This window comes from Bradyrhizobium sp. UFLA05-153, from assembly GCF_054185185.1.
This window is the reverse complement of record NZ_JBBIAM010000056.1, coordinates 1-18,072: the sequence shown is the minus strand read 5'-3', so window position 1 is coordinate 18,072 and position 18,072 is coordinate 1. Positions and strand designations below refer to the sequence as shown.

The window sequence follows — 18,072 nt, the reverse complement described above, 5'->3', positions numbered from 1 at the left end:
ACGTGACACGACAAACCTCGAAACGAAACGACTGGTGCACTTTGCTTGGGCGTCGGAGAGAGACGACAAGGCACAGAAGAGATCACCGCTTCGCGTTTAGCGGCTTGCGAGATGCGCTGCCATGCTGGGCGCCCGCTCATTCATCAACCGCCATTGATGTTGGCGAGTTCGGGACATCCGTGGCGCAAACGCCGGCTGCTGATCGCAGGCCATGCCTGACCGGTCGCGTGCGCAGGGCTGGACGAAGGCGCGACACTCCTGCAAAGAAAGGCGCAAGTTGATGGGCGTGCGTGGGGATCGGCCGAGTGCCGGAGGTAGAATCTAACCTTCCTGATCTCGTCGGTTGGACCGGCGAATTTCGCAACGAGGCGACGGAGGCGGAGTTCTGTGCGGGCATTGCGCGGCCGGCGCGTGCAATGGCGCTGCTCTGCGTCCTGGCCGAGACGGCCGCGAGCCTGGCCTTCGTTCCGCTGGATTTTCTGACGCTGCCGGCCTCGCGTCTGGTCTTCTTTCTGGAGATCCGGCTGCTGATCGCGCTTGCGGCCATCGCGGCGCTGCTGGCCTTGCTGCGTGCAGCCAGCTTCAATCGCATCGTCGCGATTACCTATGTCCATCAGTTCACGTTCTTCACGCTCAACGCGCTGGTCTTCAATCATCCGAGTCTGACGCGGCATGGCGGGCTGCTGCTGCCGCTGATCGCGATTGCGCTGAACCTGTGCCTGCCCGGCCGCTTCCGGCTGGTCGCGCTGACCAGCGCCTATGCGCCCATCATCAGCCTGTTGTTCTGGGCGGTGCTGCGGCCGGATCCGGAAAGCCCGCTCGATCTCGCCATCATCCTGCTGGTGGTGATGGTCGGCTATGGTGTCGGCGCGGTCGCCCGCGCCCAGTTCAACCGGCTGCGGCGCGAGGAGTACTTGCGCATCGCGCGCGAGCGGCGGATCAATCTCGACCTCTCCGAAGCCAAGGACGCTGCGGAAGCAGCGGCCCGCGTGAAAACCGACTTCCTCGCGGTGATGAGCCACGAGATCCGCACCCCCATGAACGGAATTCTGGGCATGGCGCAATTGGCGCTGGATGATCCACTGCCGCCGGCGCAACGCAAGCGGCTGTCGGTCATCAAATCGTCGGCGGAGGGGTTGTTGAAGATCCTCGACGACATCCTGGACATCTCGAAGCTCGAAACCCGCGCCGACGTCTACGAGCGAGCGCCGTTCGACCTCGGGCAGGCCGTGCGCGAGATCGTCAATCTGATGACGCCGCGCGCGCATGAAAAGGGGCTGACACTGCAACTGATGCTGTCGCCCGTCGTCCCCGAATTGGTGCTCGGGGATCTGTCGCGCGTGCGGCAGGTGCTGTTCAATCTGATCGGCAATGCGCTGAAGTTCACGAGCAGCGGCGGCGTTACCGTGGAGGTGGTATCTGCCGGATCGACGGACGATGCTGTGATTGCGTTCTGCGTTTCGGACACCGGGATCGGCGTCACTGCAGGGCAGCAGGCGCACCTGTTCGAGCCTTTCGAGCAGGCCGACGCCTCGATCCGCCGCCGCTTCGGCGGTACTGGCCTCGGGCTTGCGATCTGCAAGCGGCTGGTCGAAGGCATGAAGGGCGAAATCGGGGTGACGAGCACGCCGGGGCACGGCAGCCGCTTTCATTTCTCCCTGCCGCTGCCCGCCGTCGAGCTGCCCGGCGAGCGCGGTCGTGTCGGGGCCGCGGCTGTGCGCGTCGCGCCATTGAACCTGCTCCTGGTCGAGGATCTGTTCGTCAATGCCATCGTCGCGCGCGGAATTCTGGGCAAGGCGGGCCACCGCGTTGCGGTGGCATCGTCCGGCGAGCAGGCGATCGAGCTCATGCAGAGCGCACGTTTCGACGCCGTTTTGATGGACATGCAGATGCCCGACATGGACGGGCTGGAGGCAACGCGGCGCATCCGCGCGCTTGCGGAGCCACTGAGCCAGGTCCCGATCGTGGCGCTGACCGCCAACGTCATGGCGACGGACGTGAAGGCGTGTCTTGCCGCCGGCATGGACGGTCATCTGGCCAAACCGATCGACGCCGCGGTCCTGCACAGGACGCTGGACGAGGCGCTGGCACGACGCGGACGGCAACCGTCAGGCACCGGCGCGGCCTTGAATGGGGGCGGCGATGTCCTCGTCGTAGGTGATCCCGGCAAGGCAATGCATGGCCCGCTCGCGCGCCTTGGTTTCCGCGCGTTTCCGACCGTGTCGTTCGAGTCCGCCAGGACGATGTTGTCGGCGCGGGAATTTTCGGGGCTGGTCGCGGTCGCGCCCCCTCCCGGTTCGCTGCGCGCCTGGCGCGAAGATGCTGCACACGATGGCAGGGGACTGTTCGTCATCGCCGCGCCGGCGGACGAGGATGAGGCGCAGCGTCTGCTTGAGGAGGGAGCCGACCTGGTGCTCGCCACGCCGCTGTCGCCGGACGACGTCGCATGGAGGCTCCAGGCGTTCCTCGCACCACAGCAGATGGAGGGATCGTTCGAGCTCGAAGACGTGTTCGCTCGTGCGCGGATCGACGAGCTGCGCGGTCTGTTCGCCGAGAGCCTGTCCGAGCTCGATCGCAGGATCGGGCGCCGCGATCTCGCGCCGGAGGAGCTTGCGAGCATCGCGCATCGCATCAAGGGAAGCGCGGCAAACCTGCGCATGCCGGAGCTTGCCGCGCGCGCCGACGATGCGCTCGCGGCAGCGAAGGCCGTGGCCACGAGCCTCGGGGCTCGCGATCGGGCCGTCGCCGCCCTGCGTCGGCAGATCGACGTCGTCCTGCAGGACCAGCAGGCGGACCCGGTATCTGCCTTCGGACTTCCCAAACCCATCACCACTGAACGCGAAGAGGCTCATGTCGACGACCGTACTCGTGGTTGAGGATGCCCCGGAGAGCCGGGTCATGCTGACGTCATTCCTCAATGAGCAGGGCATGGTGGCGCACGGTGTGGCGACCGCCGCCGAGCTGCGCGCCAAGCTCGCCGCGTTCAAGCCCGATATTGTCCTGCTCGACATCAACCTGCCGGATTCCGACGGCATTGCGCTCGCGCGCGAATTGCGCCTTGGCGAGCAATGCGGATTGATCTTCGTCACCAGCCGGGATTCCGATGAGGATGTTCTCTCCGGACTGGAGGCGGGCGGCGACGACTACGTTTCCAAGCCGGTCAATCTGCGCACGCTGTTGGCCCGCATCCGCAGCGTCCTGCGCCGCACCAGGGAATCGGTGATCACCTTCGACGGCTGGATCCTGGATCCCGTCAGGCGCGAGCTGTTTCGCCCCGACGGCAGGATGGTCGAGCTCACCACGGGCGAGTTCAATATCCTGGCCGCACTTGCCTCCAGGATGACGCAGCCGCTCAGCCGCGATTTCCTGCTCGACGTCATTTCGAATCGAGATCCCCGGGACATCAGCGGGCACACCGTCGACAATCTGATCGTGCGGCTGCGTCGCAAGATGCAGTATGAAGGCGCGATTGCGCCGATTGTGACCGTCCGCGGCGTCGGCTATGCGCTGGTGCCGGCGCAGCCGGCCGCTTGAGGCGGCGTTTCGGCTCAGGGAGTTCAGTATGTCGTTGGCCAAATGGCTCGTCGGTGTCGTCTTCAGCGCAGCGCTCCTCGGCTCCTTTGCTGCCCTTGCAGACACGCGTTGCAAGGAGCCGGAACCGGGCTCGAAGCAGGTTCCGATGCTGTCGCCGCCGGAGGCCGATGTCGTGACAGGAACGGGACGGTTGCAATTCTATTCGGCTCCGAACCCCGCCTGCGCCATGAACGGCGTGTTCGTCATCCCCAAGGACGAGCTGATCGCCTATGCCCAGACCAAAGACGGCTGGTCATCGGTGATGTACACCAACCCCAGAACCGGAAATGCCGTGTCAGGCTGGGTCAGATCGGCGCGGCTGAAGGCAACCGGGACGGTCGGCCCGAAGCAATGAGCGCGCGAGGCTAGCCAAGGGCGCGACAATGGTCCAAAAGCGCGAGGCTCATTCCGCAAGGCCTCCGTCCCATGAAGCTTTCCACCGTCACCCCCGCTGACATCCGTCGTGCGCTGCTACTGCGCGAGGAAATCGCGCTGCTCGATCTCAGGCACGAGGCGGCGTTTGCCACCGGCCATCCCCTGTTCGCCGCCAACATGGCGGCGGATCGGATCGCGGTTGAGGCTGAGGCGCGGCTGCCGCGCAAGGACGTGCCGATTGTCATCTATGATGACGGCGAAGGTCTGGTTGGGACAAGCGCCGAACGGCTGCGGGCGCTCGGCTGCACAAATGTCCGCGCGCTCGACGGCGGCCTCAATGCATGGCGCGCGGCCGGCTACGAAGTGTTCGAGGACGTCAACTCCTATGCCAAGGCCTTTGGCGAGCTTGTCGAGGCGCGCCGTCACACGCCCTCGCTCAGCGCCGACGAGGTCGCAAGCCTGATTGCCGACAAGGCCAATGTTGCGATCCTCGATGTTCGCCGCTTCGACGAATACGCGACCATGAATATCCCGGGCTCGGTCAGCGTACCCGGCGCCGAGCTCGTGCTGCGCGCCGGCTGCGCGGCACCCGATCCCGACACCACCATCATCGTCAATTGTGCCGGCCGCACGCGTTCGATCATCGGCACTCAGTCGCTGATCAATGCGGGGGTCCCCAACAAAGTGCACGCGCTGCGCAACGGCACGATCGGCTGGACTCTTGCCAAGCACACGCTCGAGCATGGCGCCGGGCGGCGCGGTGCGATCGGGTCGTTTGAGGGCGCTGCGGCCAGTGCCCGCGACGTCGCCTATCGTGCCGGGGTTCGCCACATCGGCCCGGGCGAGGCGGCGGCACTCGCTGCCCAAACCTCGCGAACGCTTTATCGCTTCGATGTGCGCGACGCCGAGGAATATGCGGCGGGTCACCTCGCCGGCTTCCGCCACTACGCGGGCGGCCAGCTCGTCCAGGAGATCGACATGGCGGCGCCGGTGCGCGGCGCGCGCATCCTGCTGACCGACGACAGGAGCGTGCGCGCCGACATGACTGCGTCCTGGCTTGCGCAGATGGGCTGGGAGGTCTACGTGCTCGAAGGCGGTTATGACGGCGCGCTGGAAATGGGGCCGCCGCAAGTGCTGCCCAAGCCAGATCCCGCGCACCGGTACCGGCGTCCCTACGAGGGCACCGACGTCGCAGAAAGTGCGATGCAGGCCTATCTCGACTGGGAATACGGCCTCGTCGAGCAGCTCCGCCGCGACGCGACGCACGGATTTTACGTGATCTGAACGTGCGCAGGCAGGCCCGGCGGAAGATCGAGATGGCCCGCCATCTTGTGTCCACGTGAAAATCATATTGTCTTCCGCCCCGCCGGCGACTAAGCCGCGCGCAAAGGCGATACTCACGGAGATCCCATGTCAGCCACAGGCCAGACCCCTCAGAGAACCGCGAAAGCGCTGCTGCTCGAGGGCGTCAATGACAGCGCAGTGGACCTGTTCAAGAGCGCCCGCTTCACCAATGTAGAGCGGTTGACCAAGGCGCTCGACGGCGAGGCGCTGCGGCTGGCGGTGAAGGGTGTATCGCTGCTCGGCATCCGCTCCCGCACCCAGCTCACCGAGGACGTGCTCGCCTCCGCCGACCAGCTTCTTGCGGTCGGCTGCTTCAGCGTCGGCACCAATCAGGTCGATCTGCTCGCGGCCCGCAAGCGCGGCATTCCCGTCTTCAATGCGCCGTTCTCCAATACGCGCAGCGTTGCCGAGCTCGTCATCGGCGAGATCGTGATGCTGCTGCGGCAGATCTTTCCGCGCTCGGTCGCGGCGCATGACGGCGGCTGGGACAAGTCGGCGACCGGCAGCCGCGAGGTGCGCGGCCGCACGCTCGGCATCATCGGCTATGGCAATATCGGCTCGCAGCTCTCCACCCTCGCGGAAGCCATGGGCATGCGGGTGATCTTCTTCGACCGCACCGACAAGCTGCGTCACGGCAATACCGAGCCGGTCGAGAAGCTCGAGGACCTCCTGGCCCAGAGCGACGTGGTCAGCCTGCATGTGCCGGAAACGCCGGAGACCGCGGGCATGATCGGCGAGCGCGAGCTGCGGCTGATGAAGCCGGGTTCGTTCCTGATCAACAACAGCCGCGGCACCGTCGTCGATCTCGATGCACTGGCGCGTGCCTTGCGCGACGAGCACATCGCCGGCGCCGCCGTCGACGTCTTCCCGGTCGAGCCGTCCTCGAACGCCGATCGCTTCAAGAGCCCGCTGCAGGGTCTGAGCAACGTGATCCTCACCCCGCATATCGGCGGTTCCACGGAAGAGGCGCAGGAGCGGATCGGCGGCGAGGTGGCGCGGAAGCTCGTCGACTATTACGTCACCGGCTCGACCATGGGCGCCGTCAATTTCCCGGAGGTGCAGCTCCACCTCCGTCCCACAGGCGCCCGCTTCAGCCATGTCCACCGCAACGTGCCGGGCATGCTGCGCCGGTTGAACGAGGTGTTCTTGCAGCGTGACGTCAACATCGCCGCCCAATACCTGGAGACGCATGGCGAGCTCGGCTACGTCGTGCTCGACGCCGATCTTGGCGGCCAGGATTCGAACGAGCTGCTCCAGCAGATCCGCGCGCTCGACGGTACGATCGGCGCGCGCCTGGTGTTCGAGCACTGACGCGCGAATGGGCTGACGGCTTTTTGCATCACGACGCTGTGACGTGTCCGGGCGGGCTGCGCTGTTGCGTGGCCCGCCTTCCGCTTTTTAGACTACCTGTGGTTACCGGGGTGCTGAAGGCAAGTCTCGTCTAACAAGTCTCGTCTAATAAGTCTCATCGAAGTTGAGCTTAAGTTTCGTGAGTGCGGACACGATGGCCCGAGACCGCATACCGATCGACCTTGCACTTCAAGGCGGAGGCTCGCACGGCGCGTTCACGTGGGGCGTGCTCGATCGTCTGCTCGAAGAGGCATGGCTTGATATCGTCGCCATCTCCGGAACTTCCGCCGGGGCGATGAACGCCGCGGTGCTGGCCGACGGATGGACGGCGGGCGGCGCCAAAGGCGCGCGTGAGGCGCTGGACCAGTACTGGCGCCGCGTTTCGCGCGCCGCGGCGTTCAGCCCGCTGCAGCGCTCGCCGCTCGATCGCCTGATGGGTCGCTGGACGCTCGACACCTCGCCGGCCTACGTCTTCACCGACCTGATGTCGCGGCTGTTCTCGCCCTACGATCTCCCGGTCGATTACAATCCGTTGCGCAAGGTGCTCGCCGAGAGCATCGATTTCGAGCGCCTCGCCGGCTCCGAGATCAAGCTGTTCATCACCGCGACGCGGGTGCGCACCGGCCGCGGCCGGATCTTTCGCAACGCAGAGATCACGGCCGACGTTCTCCTTGCCTCGGCGTGCCTCCCGACCATGTTCCGCGCCATCGAGATCGACGGCGAGCCCTATTGGGACGGCGGCTTCGCCGGCAATCCGACGATCACGCCGCTGGTCCGCGAAAGCGACGCCTATGATACCATCCTGGTGCAGATCAATCCGACGGAGCGGCCGGAAGACCCGCGCAGCGCGGCGGAGATCCTCAACCGGCTCAACGAGATTTCGTTCAACTCGCCGCTGATGAAGGAGCTGCGCATGATCGCGCTGCTCCGTCAGGCGGCCGATCCAGGAAGCGGCGAGGGCGCGCGCTGGGCGCGGATGAGGACGCACCGGATCAAGAGCGATATTTTGACGACGTTCGGCGCCTCCTCCAAGCTGAACGCGGAATGGCAGTTTGTTTCGATGCTCCGTGCCGAGGGCCGGCTGGCCGCGAGCGAATTCCTCGAACGTCACGGCGATGACCTCGGCCGGCGCTCGACGGCCGATCTCGACGTTCTCCTGGCGGAGTGCTGAGACGTGGGGCTTCTTGGCATTCTCGTCGGGCTCGGCCTGCTCGTGGTACTGGCCTTCCGCGGCTGGAGCGTCCTGCTGCTCGCCCCGTTCGCGGCGCTCGTTGCCGCAGCGTTCGGCGGCGAGCCGCTGCTCGCCAACCTGACGCAAATATTCATGGCGAGCGCCGCGGGCTTTTTGGCGCAATTCTTTCCGATCTTCCTGCTCGGTGCCGTCTTCGGCAAGCTGATGGACGACAGCGGCGCGGTGACGGCGGTCGCCGCCTTCATGGCGAAGCGACTCGGCGAAAGGCGCGTGATTCTCGCAGTCGTCCTGGCGGGGGCGCTGGTGACCTATGGCGGCGTCAGCCTGTTCGTCGCCTTCTTCGTCATCGTTCCGATGGCACAGTCGTTGTTCCGCGCGGCCGCCATCCCGCGCCGTTTGATTCCGGCGACGATCGTGCTGGGCACCTCGAGTTTCACGATGTCGGCTTTGCCGGGCACGCCGTCGATCCAGAACGCGATCCCGATGCCGTTTTTCGGCACGACGCCGTTTGCCGCGCCGGGTCTTGGCATCATCGCTTCCCTCATCATGCTCGGCACGGGATTGTGGTGGCTGCAACGGGCGGAGGCGAAGGCACGTCAGGCGGGTGAAGGCTATGGCGAGGAGGCGCAGGGTACAGCCGAAGCTGCGGCGGATGACGAGCTGTTGCGCGAACGCGCGACGACGGCGCGCGAGTTCGACCCGGCGGAAATCCGGCACGGGCGCCGCAGCGAAGCGCCTTCGCCGGTGGTGAACGCCATCGCGCCGCTGGTTGTCGTCGTAGCCGTCAATCTCGTGATGTCGCTCCTCGTGTTGCCGCGGCTCGATGTCTCATATCTGAGCGAGCAGCGTTTCGGCGGCACGTCGCTTGCCGCGGTTGCAGGCGTTTGGTCTGTTGTCGTCGCGCTCGCCACTGCAATTGCCACAACCATTGTGCTCAACTGGAGCCGGCTGCCGTCGCTGCGGCAGACGATGGATGCCGGCGCCAATGCCTCCGTGCTCCCGGCGATGAGTGTTGCAAGCCTGGTCGGATTCGGTGCCGTCATCGCCGCACTGCCGGCCTTCGAGATGGTGCGTGACTGGGTGCTCGCGATCGAGGGGGGACCGCTGGTGTCGCTCGCGGTCGCGACCAACATTTTGGCCGCGCTGACCGGCTCGGCATCCGGCGGCCTCACGATCGCGCTCGATGCGCTCGGTCAGACCTATGTGGAGATCGCCGCGCGAACCGGCGTCGACCTCGCGCTGATGCACCGCGTTGCGGTGATCGGTTCGGGCACGCTTGATATCCTGCCGCACAACGGCGCGGTGGTCAGCCTGCTTGCGATCTGCGGACTGACCCACCGCGACAGCTACCGGGATATCGTGATGGTCGGCATCGTCGCGTCCCTGCTGGCGCTGGTCATCGTCATCGCGCTCGGCAGTGTCGTGGGTTCGTTCTGACGGCGGGCAATCCGGCGCTGGCAATTGACGGACGGCCGAACGTTGCGTTGAATGCGCCCGCTTGTCGTTGATAACAAGAAAACGCGGGTGGAAACGATGACGCGTTCTCGGATCAGCGTAACCGTGTGTTTCGCAAGCCTGCTGATGGCCATGGCTCATGTCGACGGCGCGTCAGCGCTGACGCTGGCCGAGGATGCAGACACCGTCTGCAAGGGCCTTGCTTCGGACGCCGGCGCCGTCAAGATCGACTCCGCGACGCTCCAGGCGCCGTCGCCGCTCGCCGTCGCTGAACGCGGACCGACGTCGTCGGGACGTGTCACGCCGGCCAATCCTGCTTTCTGCAAGGTGCTCGGTCACATTGAGCCGACAGATCCAAAAGCGCCGCCGATCAGGTTTCAGGTCAATTTGCCGGTCGAATGGAACGAGCGCTCGCTGCAATATGGCGGCGACGGATTCAATGGTGTCCTGATCACGGGCCTTGCGCTGCCGCCGGCCTATCCCTTCGACAAGCCCTCGCCGCTGGCGCGCGGCTTCGTCACCTACGGCACCGATTCCGGCCATGGGACCAAGCCAGGCGAGCCGCCCCAGGCCTTCGCGCTCAACGACGAAGCGTTCGAGAATTTTGCGCACCGCGCCTACAAGAAGGTGCGCGATGCCGCCGTCGCGCTGATGGAGCGCGCCTACGGCAAAAGACCGCAGAAGATGTACTTCATGGGCTCGTCCGAGGGCGGCCGCGAAGGGCTGACCATGGCGCAGCGCTATCCCGAGGATTTCGACGGCATTTTTTCGCGCGTGCCCGTCATCAACTGGGTCGGCTTGCAGCATGCCGGCACCCGGTCGGGGCTGGTGACCATGGGCGACGCCTGGATTAGGCCGGCCCAGGTGAAGCTCGTGGGTGACGCTGTGCGCGCCGCCTGCGACAAGGCCGACGGCTCCGACGATGCGCTGGTGCAGGATCCCGTCGATTGCAAATCGACCTTCAAGCCACAGAAGCTGCGCTGCGCGAGCGAGCGGAATGGCGATCAATGCCTCACCGACCCGCAGATCAAGGCGATCGACACGCTGCATGGTGCTTACAAATTCCCGTTCCCGCTTGCCAACGGCCTCGATGATTACCCGGGCTGGGGCGTGTCGGGCGAGGACACGCCGTCCGTCGGCCCGACCGGCGGATGGACAGCGTGGTGGCTCGGCACGGCACCGCCTGCGCAGCCGCCGGCACCGAACAACGGGATCGCCTGGATCTACGGCGCCGGCACCATTCAGTATGTCTTCGCCCGCGATCCCAAGCTCGACGTCACCACCTACAAGCCCGAAGACCACAAGGCGCGGCTGCTCGAAATCTCCCAACTGATGGATTCGACCAATCCCGATCTCAGCCGTTTTCGCGCTCATGGCGGCCGCCTGATCGTGCTCGAGCATATGGCCGACTATGCGCAGAGCCCCTATGCCGGCATCCGCTATTTCGAGAACGTCGAGCGCCTGATGGGCTCGGCGACGACGGACTTGTTCGCAAGGCTCTACACGGCGCCCGGCGTCGACCATGTCGGCTCCGGTGCGCCGGCCAATGTCGATATGCTGAGCGTGCTGCTCGACTGGGTCGAGAAGGACAAGGCGCCCGGCGATCTCGAGGTCACCGAGCAGAAGGTCGAGGCGCCGGCGTTTTCTGTTGTGCGCGCGCTGCCGCTGTGCCGCTGGCCAGCCTGGCCGCATTACAAGGCGGGGCCGGTGACGGACTCGGCAAGCTTCTTCTGCGCGCAGTGACGGAGCACGCCGGACGCGGATAGCTGGTGCGAGGCTGCCGGGACCGCCAGCCTCGCGTGAACCGATCGTCAGGCCGCCTTGACCTCGATCTTCTTGGCAGGCTTCTGCGCCTCCGCGGTCTTGGGCAGCGTCACCTTGAGCACGCCGCTCCTGAACGAAGCTTCGATCTTGTCGGCCTCGACATCCTCCGGCAGAGCGAACGTGCGCTCGAAGGAACCATAGCGGCGCTCGGAGACGTAATAGTCCTTCTGCTTCTCCTCTTTCTCGACCTTCTTCTCGCCCTTGATGGTGAGACCGCCATTGGCGAGGTTCACCTCGATGTCCTTCTCGTCCATGCCGGGCAGCTCGGCCGTGATCTCATAAGCCTTGTCGGTCTCGGCGACATCGACGGCCGGTGCGCTCACGAGCTTCTGCGCGAGACTGCGCTCGAGCCCGGTGAGCGAGCGGAACGGCCGGCGCCAGAAATCGTCGCGACCAAAATCCTCGAATAGGCGGTCGACCTCGCCGCGGAGCGTCTCGAACGGGTTCCACGTTCCGCCGGAGAACACCGGTTCGTTGGTCTTCTTGGTCACCGGAAGCTTGGTTTCGTCGGCCATGATTTCTCTCCTTCATCTCTTCCCTTGAGAGACTAGAGTTCATTCGATGATCAAACGTCCACCTGTTCTCGCGACCAGTCGTTGATTTCTCTCAAATTCGCTGGACACCGCGCCGGACGTCGCGGGCAAGTTCCCGTGCTTACACATTGGTAAGCACAGCACACGCATCTTGCCGCCGCAGGCTCGCGTTGATTTGAATCAACCCGCTGGCGGGTGAACGGTTGAATGTCGAAGCGAAAGCTGGAGCGTCGACATGAGCGGCCTGGTGATCCCCCACGGTGCCTTCGTCTTCATCGGCGACGGCTGCAAGGCGCTGTTCCTGCGCAACGAAGGCAATCCCGCGCAGCCGAACCTGAAAACCGAGGACGTGTTCGCGGATGAGAATCCGCCGACGCGCGAGCAGGGGACCGATCGTCCCGGCCGTCTCAACAAGCCGACAGGGCAAAGGGCGGCCGTCGAGCCGACCGACTGGCACGATATCGAGGAGCATCGTTTCGCGCGGCGGGTCGCAGCCGCGATGGAGCAGCTCGTCCGCGAGCGCGACGTGAAGGCGCTCGTCGTCATTGCACCGCCGCGCGCACTGGCGGACCTGCGCGACGCGTTTCACGCGGACGTCAAGGCACGCATCGTCGGCGAACTGCCCAAGGACCTGACGCGGCTTCCGGTCGGCGACATCGCCCGTCATCTCGCGGCGGAGTACTAGACCACTCTAAAGCGCGATGAGATTGGGATGAATCGTCATCGCGCTTTAGGCTCTTGTTTGAGCATGATCTTTCGGAAAACCGCTTTACACTTTTCCGGATCATGCTCCAGCGGCGAGAACGGTCATCATCCCGCCGCCATCGCCTGCGCGCCGCCGAGTAGCTGCGCATTGAGGCGACCGCCGGAGAACAGCATGTCGTCCAGCGCCTCATCGATGTCGGCGGAGATGACGGAATTGCCGCCGTCGCGGGCCAGGCTCGCCTGTGCCAGCCGCCGCATCAATTCCTTGATGAAGGCGCAGCTCGTGCCCGCACTGCGCTGCGCCGCTTCGGTGACGATGGCGTCATCGAGCGGCAGCCCCTTGCCGTAGAGCCGTACCAGCTTGCGGCGGCCGATCTCGTCGGGGAGAGGCACTTCGATGGCCTGGTCGATGCGGCCGGGCCGGCCGGCTAGCGCACCTTCGAGGTCCTCCGGCCGGTTGGTGGTCAGGACGAACAGGATGTCTGCGTCCTCCTTCAGCCCGTCCATCTCGTTGAGCAATCTGTTCAGAAGGGATTCCTCGCACGGCCCCATGTCATCGCGATCGCGGGCGATGAGATCGACATCCTCGATCACCACCATCGAGGGCTGAAGGAGCCGCGCCAGGCTCATATAAGCGCCGAGAAGGCCCATTTGCTCGGCGGTGATGATCAGGGTCGTATGCCCGGGCAGGTGCGTCCCGAGATAGCGGATGGTGTGGGTCTTGCCGGTGCCCGGGGGGCCGTACAGCAAAACGCCTTTGCGCGTCGACTGGCCGAGCCGGCGCAACTGATCGCGCGTGCCGACGAATCTCAGGACATTGCGATCAAGCAGCCGCAAGGTCTGCTCCGGCAGGATCACCTCGTCGCGTGCGACCGGCGGCAGGCGATGTACGGTGATGCCGCGCGAGCGGCCGCGATAATCGCTGTCGGCGTCGAGCGAGAGGATCTTGCCACGATAGGTGCGCGCGGCCTGCACGGCCTGCTCCAGCTCGCCGAAGCATCGTTGGACGAGGGCTGCGCCCGCGGCGCCCGATGGTACGGCGATTTCGATCCGGATGCCAGGCTCGCGGCTGAACTCGCGATGCGCACAGAGCAGCACGGCGTAGCGGAGATCGCCCTGCGCGCACAGCCACAGCCCGTTGCCGAGGCACTTGACCGGGTTCTTCTCGCCAATGTCGACATCGAAATACTGGAGCGGCGCAATCGCCTGCGCATGGCGCCCGTCACGCAGAAGCCTTGCAATCGACAGCGTCCCGTAGCGTTGCTCGTCGTTGATGCCGAACAGCCGGATTGCGGAGGCGAACAGCCGGTCGATGGCCGCCTGAACGTCTGCGCGCATGTGACCGGGAAACTGGCGGACCGTGGTCACGAGCTTGCTGCGCGGAACGCCGGCAAAATGCCGGTCCAGAACCTCGCAGGCATATCCGAACTCCTCTTCTTCCGGCCTATTGCCGGTGTTGCCTGCCGCACGCATGCACTCGCTGCACAGCCAGATCGTACGGCTCCCGAGGCGCACGTCGGTCTGCGCCTCGGGCTTGCCGCAAAGCTCGCAAGTCGTCTTGACCGGTTCGAGCGTGATCCGCAGACCATGACCTGCAAATTGAATGTGCTGGAGCGCGGATTTCAGCAGAGCATCGGCGACGGACCGCGGGTAAGGGCCGCAACCGGCTTTGTCCTCTTGCTCGATCCGGGTCATCAGCGCGAGCGCCTCACGCTCCGACTTGCCGAAAACCCGGCGCAGCAACTCGATCACAAATTCTTCCGGCGTATCTTCGTCATCGTGAATCACGAGCTGGGCCGGCCCGCTATCGCTGTGCATATCACTCATCATGAAATTAACTCGTGCTACAACCTGTGCTTGAATGGAACAAAGAAAGAACACAAAAAGTAGCGGCCGTCAAGCGTGACGGCCGCTCAAAAAAACCGGATGATTGAAGCCTAGTGCGCCGGCCCGCCCGCCGCCTTGACCTGCCGCGTCAGCAGCACGGCGATCGCGGCCAGTACCAGCACCACCCCGATCACGGCAAAAGTGTCGGAAAAGCCCATCACCAGCGCCTGGCGCTTGACCAGCTTGCCAAGGGCGATGACGGCCTGCTCATGCGCGGCGTTCGGGTCGGGCACGCCGTGGGCCATGAAATAGTTCGTGAGCTGCGCGATGCGTCCGCGGACCTCTTCGCGGCCGAGCGTCACCGACTGGCCGATGACGTTGGAGTGAAACTGCTCGCGCTTGGTGATGATGGTCGCGAGTACCGCGGTGCCGATCGCGCCGCCGACGTTGCGCATCATATTGGAGATGCCGGAGGCGGCGCATGTGTATAAGAGACAGGTCCAGGCCAGCACGTTGCCGATCTGCTCGGCATTGTAGCCCTGCACCTGACCGAGATAAGCGGGCAGGAGGTAGACCGAGCCGAACAGGGCGAAGCCGAGGAAGACCGCGGCGATCGTGCCGACGCCGAAATTCCACTGCGTCAGTAGCCGCAGGCGCAACAGCGGCTTCTCGACGACCAGCTCGATATAGATGAACAGCGAGAGGCTGATCGCAGCGGTAACGGCAAGCCGCACGATGAAGGGCGAGCCGAACCAGTCGTCCTTGTTGCCCTCCTCGAGCACCGCCTGGAGGGATGCCAGGCCAATCGCCATGGTCACGATGCCGAACCAGTCGCCGTCGCGCAGCAAGCCGAGCTGAAGCGGCTGGCGCTCCAGCGCGAAGAACAGCGTGGTGACCATGATCGCGGTCGGCACGACGTTGACGAAGAAGATGGTCTGCCAGCCGTAATTCTCGGTGAGATAGCCACCGATCGTCGGGCCGATCGCTGGCGCAAAGGTCACCGCCAGCGAGAACATCGCAAGGCCAATCGGCTGCTGGCCCTTGGGCAGCTTGGTGAACACGAGCGTGAAGGCCATCGGGATCAGCACGCCGCCGAAGAAGCCCTGCAAGCCGCGCATCGCGATCATCGAGGGCAGGTCGTGGGTGAAGGCGCAGGCGACGGAGAATGCCGCAAACAGCGTCGCGAAGCTCAGGATGATATTACGGAACGAGAAGACCCGCGACAAATAGTCGGTGAGCGGGATCACGATGATCTCGCCGATCAGGTATGACGTCGAGATCCAGGAGCCATTGTCGACTCCGGTGCCGATGCCGCCCTCGATATTGAGCAGCGAGGCGTTGGTGATCTGGATGTTCAGGATCGCCATGAAGGCGCCGATCATCGCAGCGAACACGGCGATCCAGATCGTGGCGCTGGCGCGGTTCGGATCGGCGCTGGCGCGATCAGGCGTCGCGGCCGGAATCAAGCGTGCGGGCGCTAGGATTGTGAGGCTGTTGGACATGGCGCGACCCTCCGGAGGTCTGGTTTGCCTTGGTCTGGTTTGCCTTGGGTGAAGTCACTGCCAGCGCGGCGGGCGCGCTGGAACGCGTCGCAATCGTCGGGATCACGGACATGCCCGGACGCAGCGCGATCGACGGCGCGTTCTCGGCATCGAGCGCGATCCTGACGGGGATCCGCTGAACCACCTTGGTGAAGTTGCCGGTGGCGTTGTCCGGCGGCAGCAGTGCGAACTCCTGGCCGCTCGCGGGCGCGATGGAATCGACATGGCCGTGCACGACATGGCCCGGGAACATGTCGACCTCGATGTCGACGGTCTGGCCGGCATGCACGTTGGTGAGCTGGGTCTCCTTGAAATTGGCGACCACATAGGCGCCGTCGGCCGGCACGATCGACATCAACTGCGTGCCGGCCTGGACGAACTGGCCGACGCGAAGCGTGCGGTTGCCGACCACGCCGTCGATCGGAGAGACGATTTTCGTGTAGCCAAGATTGAGCTCGGCCTGGTGCTGCACGGCTTCCGCGCGGGCGAGGGCGGCCATGGCCTGCACGATCTCGGCTTTCAACAGGTCGACCTGCTTGAGGGCGGAGGCGAGATTGGCGGTGTCGCGCTGAATCGCGGCGTTCGCACCGGCATCGCGCGCCTGCGCCTGCTGCGCATTCTGCACGCTGCCGAAGCCCGACGCAGCGAGGTCCGTGTAGCGCTTGTTCTCCTGGCTCGCGAAGGTCTTGGCTGCAGTGTCGACGTCGATCGTCGCCCTGGCCGCCGCGATCACCGCCTGCTGAACCTCGAGCTGCGCCTCCTTGCTCGTGATGGTGGCGCTCGCGGCCGCAACGTCGGCCCGGGCCTGGTCGAGTGCGACCTTGAAGTCGCGGTCGTCGATCCGGGCCAGCACCTGGCCAGCCTTCACTTGCTCGTTATCGGCAACCTGCACCTGGACCAGGTAGCCGCTGACCTTCGGTGCGATGGTGGTGTTGTCGGCCTTCACATAGGCGTTATCGGTGGAGACGAGGAAGCGGCCGACCGTCCAGTAGTCCCAGCCATACCAACTCGCACCGGCTAGCGCCGCGGCCGCGACACCCGCCAACAACAGCTTGCGAAAGTTGAGCTTTCTGGGCGGGGCGGACGGCGTTTCCACGGGCAGCAGGCTCTCCGGAACGCTGGCCGGAATCCCTGTGGTTTCGATCTTGGATGGGCTGGTGTGGACGGTCATGGCCGGCTCCCTGAATTAGGAAACTTGACGGTTTCCAAAATAGGACTAGCTTGAAAACTGTCAATAGAATGACAGGCATCATGTAAAAGCATGGCTCAGGAAAAATCTTCCAGTGAATACCGCCCCCGTGGACGGCCGCCACTGCGCGACGACGGCGAGACGCGTCAGATCATCTTCGACGCCGCGCGGCACGCTTTTGCCGAGAACGGCTACGCGGCGACCAGCACCGAGGAGCTGGCGCGCCGCGCCGGCATTTCGACCAAGACGCTCTATCGGTTGTTTCCGGCCAAGGCGGCGCTGTTCGAGGCCATGGTCGCCGACCGGCTCGACCGGCAGCTCTCCGACGTCCAGCTCAAGGGCATCGATCACACCGATATTGCGGAGGCCCTATCCACCGCGTTGCTCGCCTGCGCCAACCTCGCGCTTGATCCCGAGGTCGTCGCCCTGCAGCGCATCGTGCTCCAGGAATCGGCGGCGTTTCCGGATCTTGCCGTAGCGTTCTATCGCAATGGCATTGCGCGCACGGCGGCCGCGCTGGCGCGCTGGCTGCGCGTCCAGGTGAAGGCGGAGCGCCTCGCGCTCGATAATGTCGAGGAGGCCGCGGGCATGCTGATCGGGATGGCCGTCTCGGCCCCGCAGCGCGCCACGATCTATGGCGGCGTGCCGCTGCCATCGCGCAACGAGATCGAGCGCCGCGTCCGCGCCGCCGCGGCTCTTTTCCTGGACGGATGTCGCGCCGCAACGGCGTGACGCCCACGCCGCTTTACAGGCTCGTTTTGCCGGACTATATATTTCGCATGCGAAATAAATCGAGCCGCGCATGACCTCGGCAAGGCACCCCCGGCTGATCTACCTCCTGAACGTCGCGCAGCGCCGGCTGCAGCGCTTCATGGCGGCGCAGCCGGAGAGCGAGGTGACGCCATCCCAGGCAGGACTCCTCTTCATCCTCGGCCGGCAGGACGGCGCCTTGATGGGTGAGGCGGGGGCCGCGCTCGATCTTGGGCCGGCGGGCATCTCCGGCCTCGTCGACCGGATGGCCGCGGCAAGGCTGGTCGAGCGGCGGGCCGATCGCGAGGATGGCCGCGCCTGGCGCGTCTGGCTCACCCCCAAAGGCCGTGCGGTCGAGGTGCGGGCGAAGGCCGCGGCGGCGGAAATCAACGCCGCGCTGACAGACGGATTTTC

The 18,072-nt window shown here is 65.2% G+C and carries 15 protein-coding genes; 11 read left to right on the top strand and 4 right to left on the bottom strand.

Annotated elements, in window-relative coordinates; translation table 11 throughout:
- The first annotated feature begins 305 nt into the window (after window positions 1-305).
- The 8 genes from Q2941_RS28495 (at window position 306) to Q2941_RS28460 (ending at window position 11,032) form a co-directional block, all read left to right on the top strand.
- Window positions 306-2,876 carry an ATP-binding protein gene (locus Q2941_RS28495; RefSeq protein ID WP_458194425.1) on the top strand — a complete coding sequence of 857 codons (2,571 nt, stop codon included), beginning with the start codon at window positions 306-308 and terminating at the stop codon, window positions 2,874-2,876.
- The gene (locus tag Q2941_RS28490) at window positions 2,851-3,534 is read left to right on the top strand and encodes a response regulator transcription factor (RefSeq protein WP_027520765.1); all 684 of its coding nucleotides are present in this window, start codon (window positions 2,851-2,853) and stop codon (window positions 3,532-3,534) included. The genes Q2941_RS28495 and Q2941_RS28490 overlap by 26 nt, the downstream gene beginning before the upstream one ends.
- 28 nt (window positions 3,535-3,562) lie before the next feature.
- Window positions 3,563-3,928, top strand: coding sequence for a hypothetical protein (locus Q2941_RS28485; RefSeq protein ID WP_458194424.1), 366 nt, complete (start codon window positions 3,563-3,565; stop codon window positions 3,926-3,928).
- A gap of 71 nt (window positions 3,929-3,999) precedes the next feature.
- Entirely contained in the window at window positions 4,000-5,232 is a 1,233-nt protein-coding gene (locus tag Q2941_RS28480) for a rhodanese-like domain-containing protein (RefSeq protein WP_458194423.1), read from the top strand.
- Window positions 5,233-5,358: 126 nt separating this feature from the next.
- Window positions 5,359-6,603 (top strand): phosphoglycerate dehydrogenase, encoded by a 1,245-nt coding sequence (gene serA, locus Q2941_RS28475; RefSeq protein ID WP_027520762.1) that lies wholly within the window; start codon window positions 5,359-5,361, stop codon window positions 6,601-6,603.
- 193 nt (window positions 6,604-6,796) lie between these two features.
- Window positions 6,797-7,813 (top strand): patatin-like phospholipase family protein, encoded by a 1,017-nt coding sequence (locus tag Q2941_RS28470; RefSeq protein WP_027520761.1) that lies wholly within the window; start codon window positions 6,797-6,799, stop codon window positions 7,811-7,813.
- Window positions 7,814-7,816: 3 nt separating this feature from the next.
- On the top strand, window positions 7,817-9,271 hold the full coding sequence (locus tag Q2941_RS28465; protein WP_027520760.1) for a GntP family permease: 1,455 nt from the start codon (window positions 7,817-7,819) through the stop codon (window positions 9,269-9,271).
- A gap of 144 nt (window positions 9,272-9,415) precedes the next feature.
- Window positions 9,416-11,032: a tannase/feruloyl esterase family alpha/beta hydrolase gene (locus Q2941_RS28460; RefSeq protein WP_458194450.1), complete on the top strand. Its 1,617-nt coding sequence runs from the start codon at window positions 9,416-9,418 to the stop codon at window positions 11,030-11,032.
- 68 nt (window positions 11,033-11,100) lie between these two features.
- Here the strand turns inward: Q2941_RS28460 and Q2941_RS28455 are convergent, their stop codons facing one another.
- Complete coding sequence (locus tag Q2941_RS28455) at window positions 11,101-11,628, bottom strand: Hsp20/alpha crystallin family protein (protein WP_458194422.1); 528 nt, start codon at window positions 11,626-11,628, stop codon at window positions 11,101-11,103.
- A 253-nt stretch (window positions 11,629-11,881) separates the two neighbouring features.
- Between Q2941_RS28455 and Q2941_RS28450 the strand changes: the two genes are divergently transcribed.
- Complete coding sequence (locus tag Q2941_RS28450; RefSeq protein ID WP_027520757.1) at window positions 11,882-12,331, top strand: host attachment protein; 450 nt, start codon at window positions 11,882-11,884, stop codon at window positions 12,329-12,331.
- 125 nt (window positions 12,332-12,456) lie between these two features.
- Here the strand turns inward: Q2941_RS28450 and Q2941_RS28445 are convergent, their stop codons facing one another.
- The 3 genes from Q2941_RS28445 to Q2941_RS28435 form a co-directional block, all read right to left on the bottom strand.
- Window positions 12,457-14,181 (bottom strand): ATP-dependent Clp protease adaptor ClpS, encoded by a 1,725-nt coding sequence (locus Q2941_RS28445; protein WP_458194421.1) that lies wholly within the window; start codon window positions 14,179-14,181, stop codon window positions 12,457-12,459.
- A 107-nt stretch (window positions 14,182-14,288) separates the two neighbouring features.
- Window positions 14,289-15,680 carry a DHA2 family efflux MFS transporter permease subunit gene (locus tag Q2941_RS28440; RefSeq protein ID WP_458194420.1) on the bottom strand — a complete coding sequence of 464 codons (1,392 nt, stop codon included), beginning with the start codon at window positions 15,678-15,680 and terminating at the stop codon, window positions 14,289-14,291.
- Window positions 15,622-16,890, bottom strand: coding sequence for an HlyD family secretion protein (locus Q2941_RS28435; protein ID WP_458194419.1), 1,269 nt, complete (start codon window positions 16,888-16,890; stop codon window positions 15,622-15,624). The genes Q2941_RS28440 and Q2941_RS28435 overlap by 59 nt, the downstream gene beginning before the upstream one ends.
- A 90-nt stretch (window positions 16,891-16,980) precedes the next feature.
- On the opposite strand from Q2941_RS28435, the gene Q2941_RS28430 reads away from it, so the two are divergent.
- Together Q2941_RS28430 and Q2941_RS28425 are read left to right on the top strand one after the other, a co-directional pair.
- The gene (locus tag Q2941_RS28430; protein WP_458194418.1) at window positions 16,981-17,640 is read left to right on the top strand and encodes a TetR/AcrR family transcriptional regulator; all 660 of its coding nucleotides are present in this window, start codon (window positions 16,981-16,983) and stop codon (window positions 17,638-17,640) included.
- 70 nt (window positions 17,641-17,710) lie between these two features.
- A partial coding sequence (locus tag Q2941_RS28425) for a MarR family winged helix-turn-helix transcriptional regulator (protein ID WP_458194417.1) occupies window positions 17,711-18,072 on the top strand: 362 nt, incomplete at its 3' end.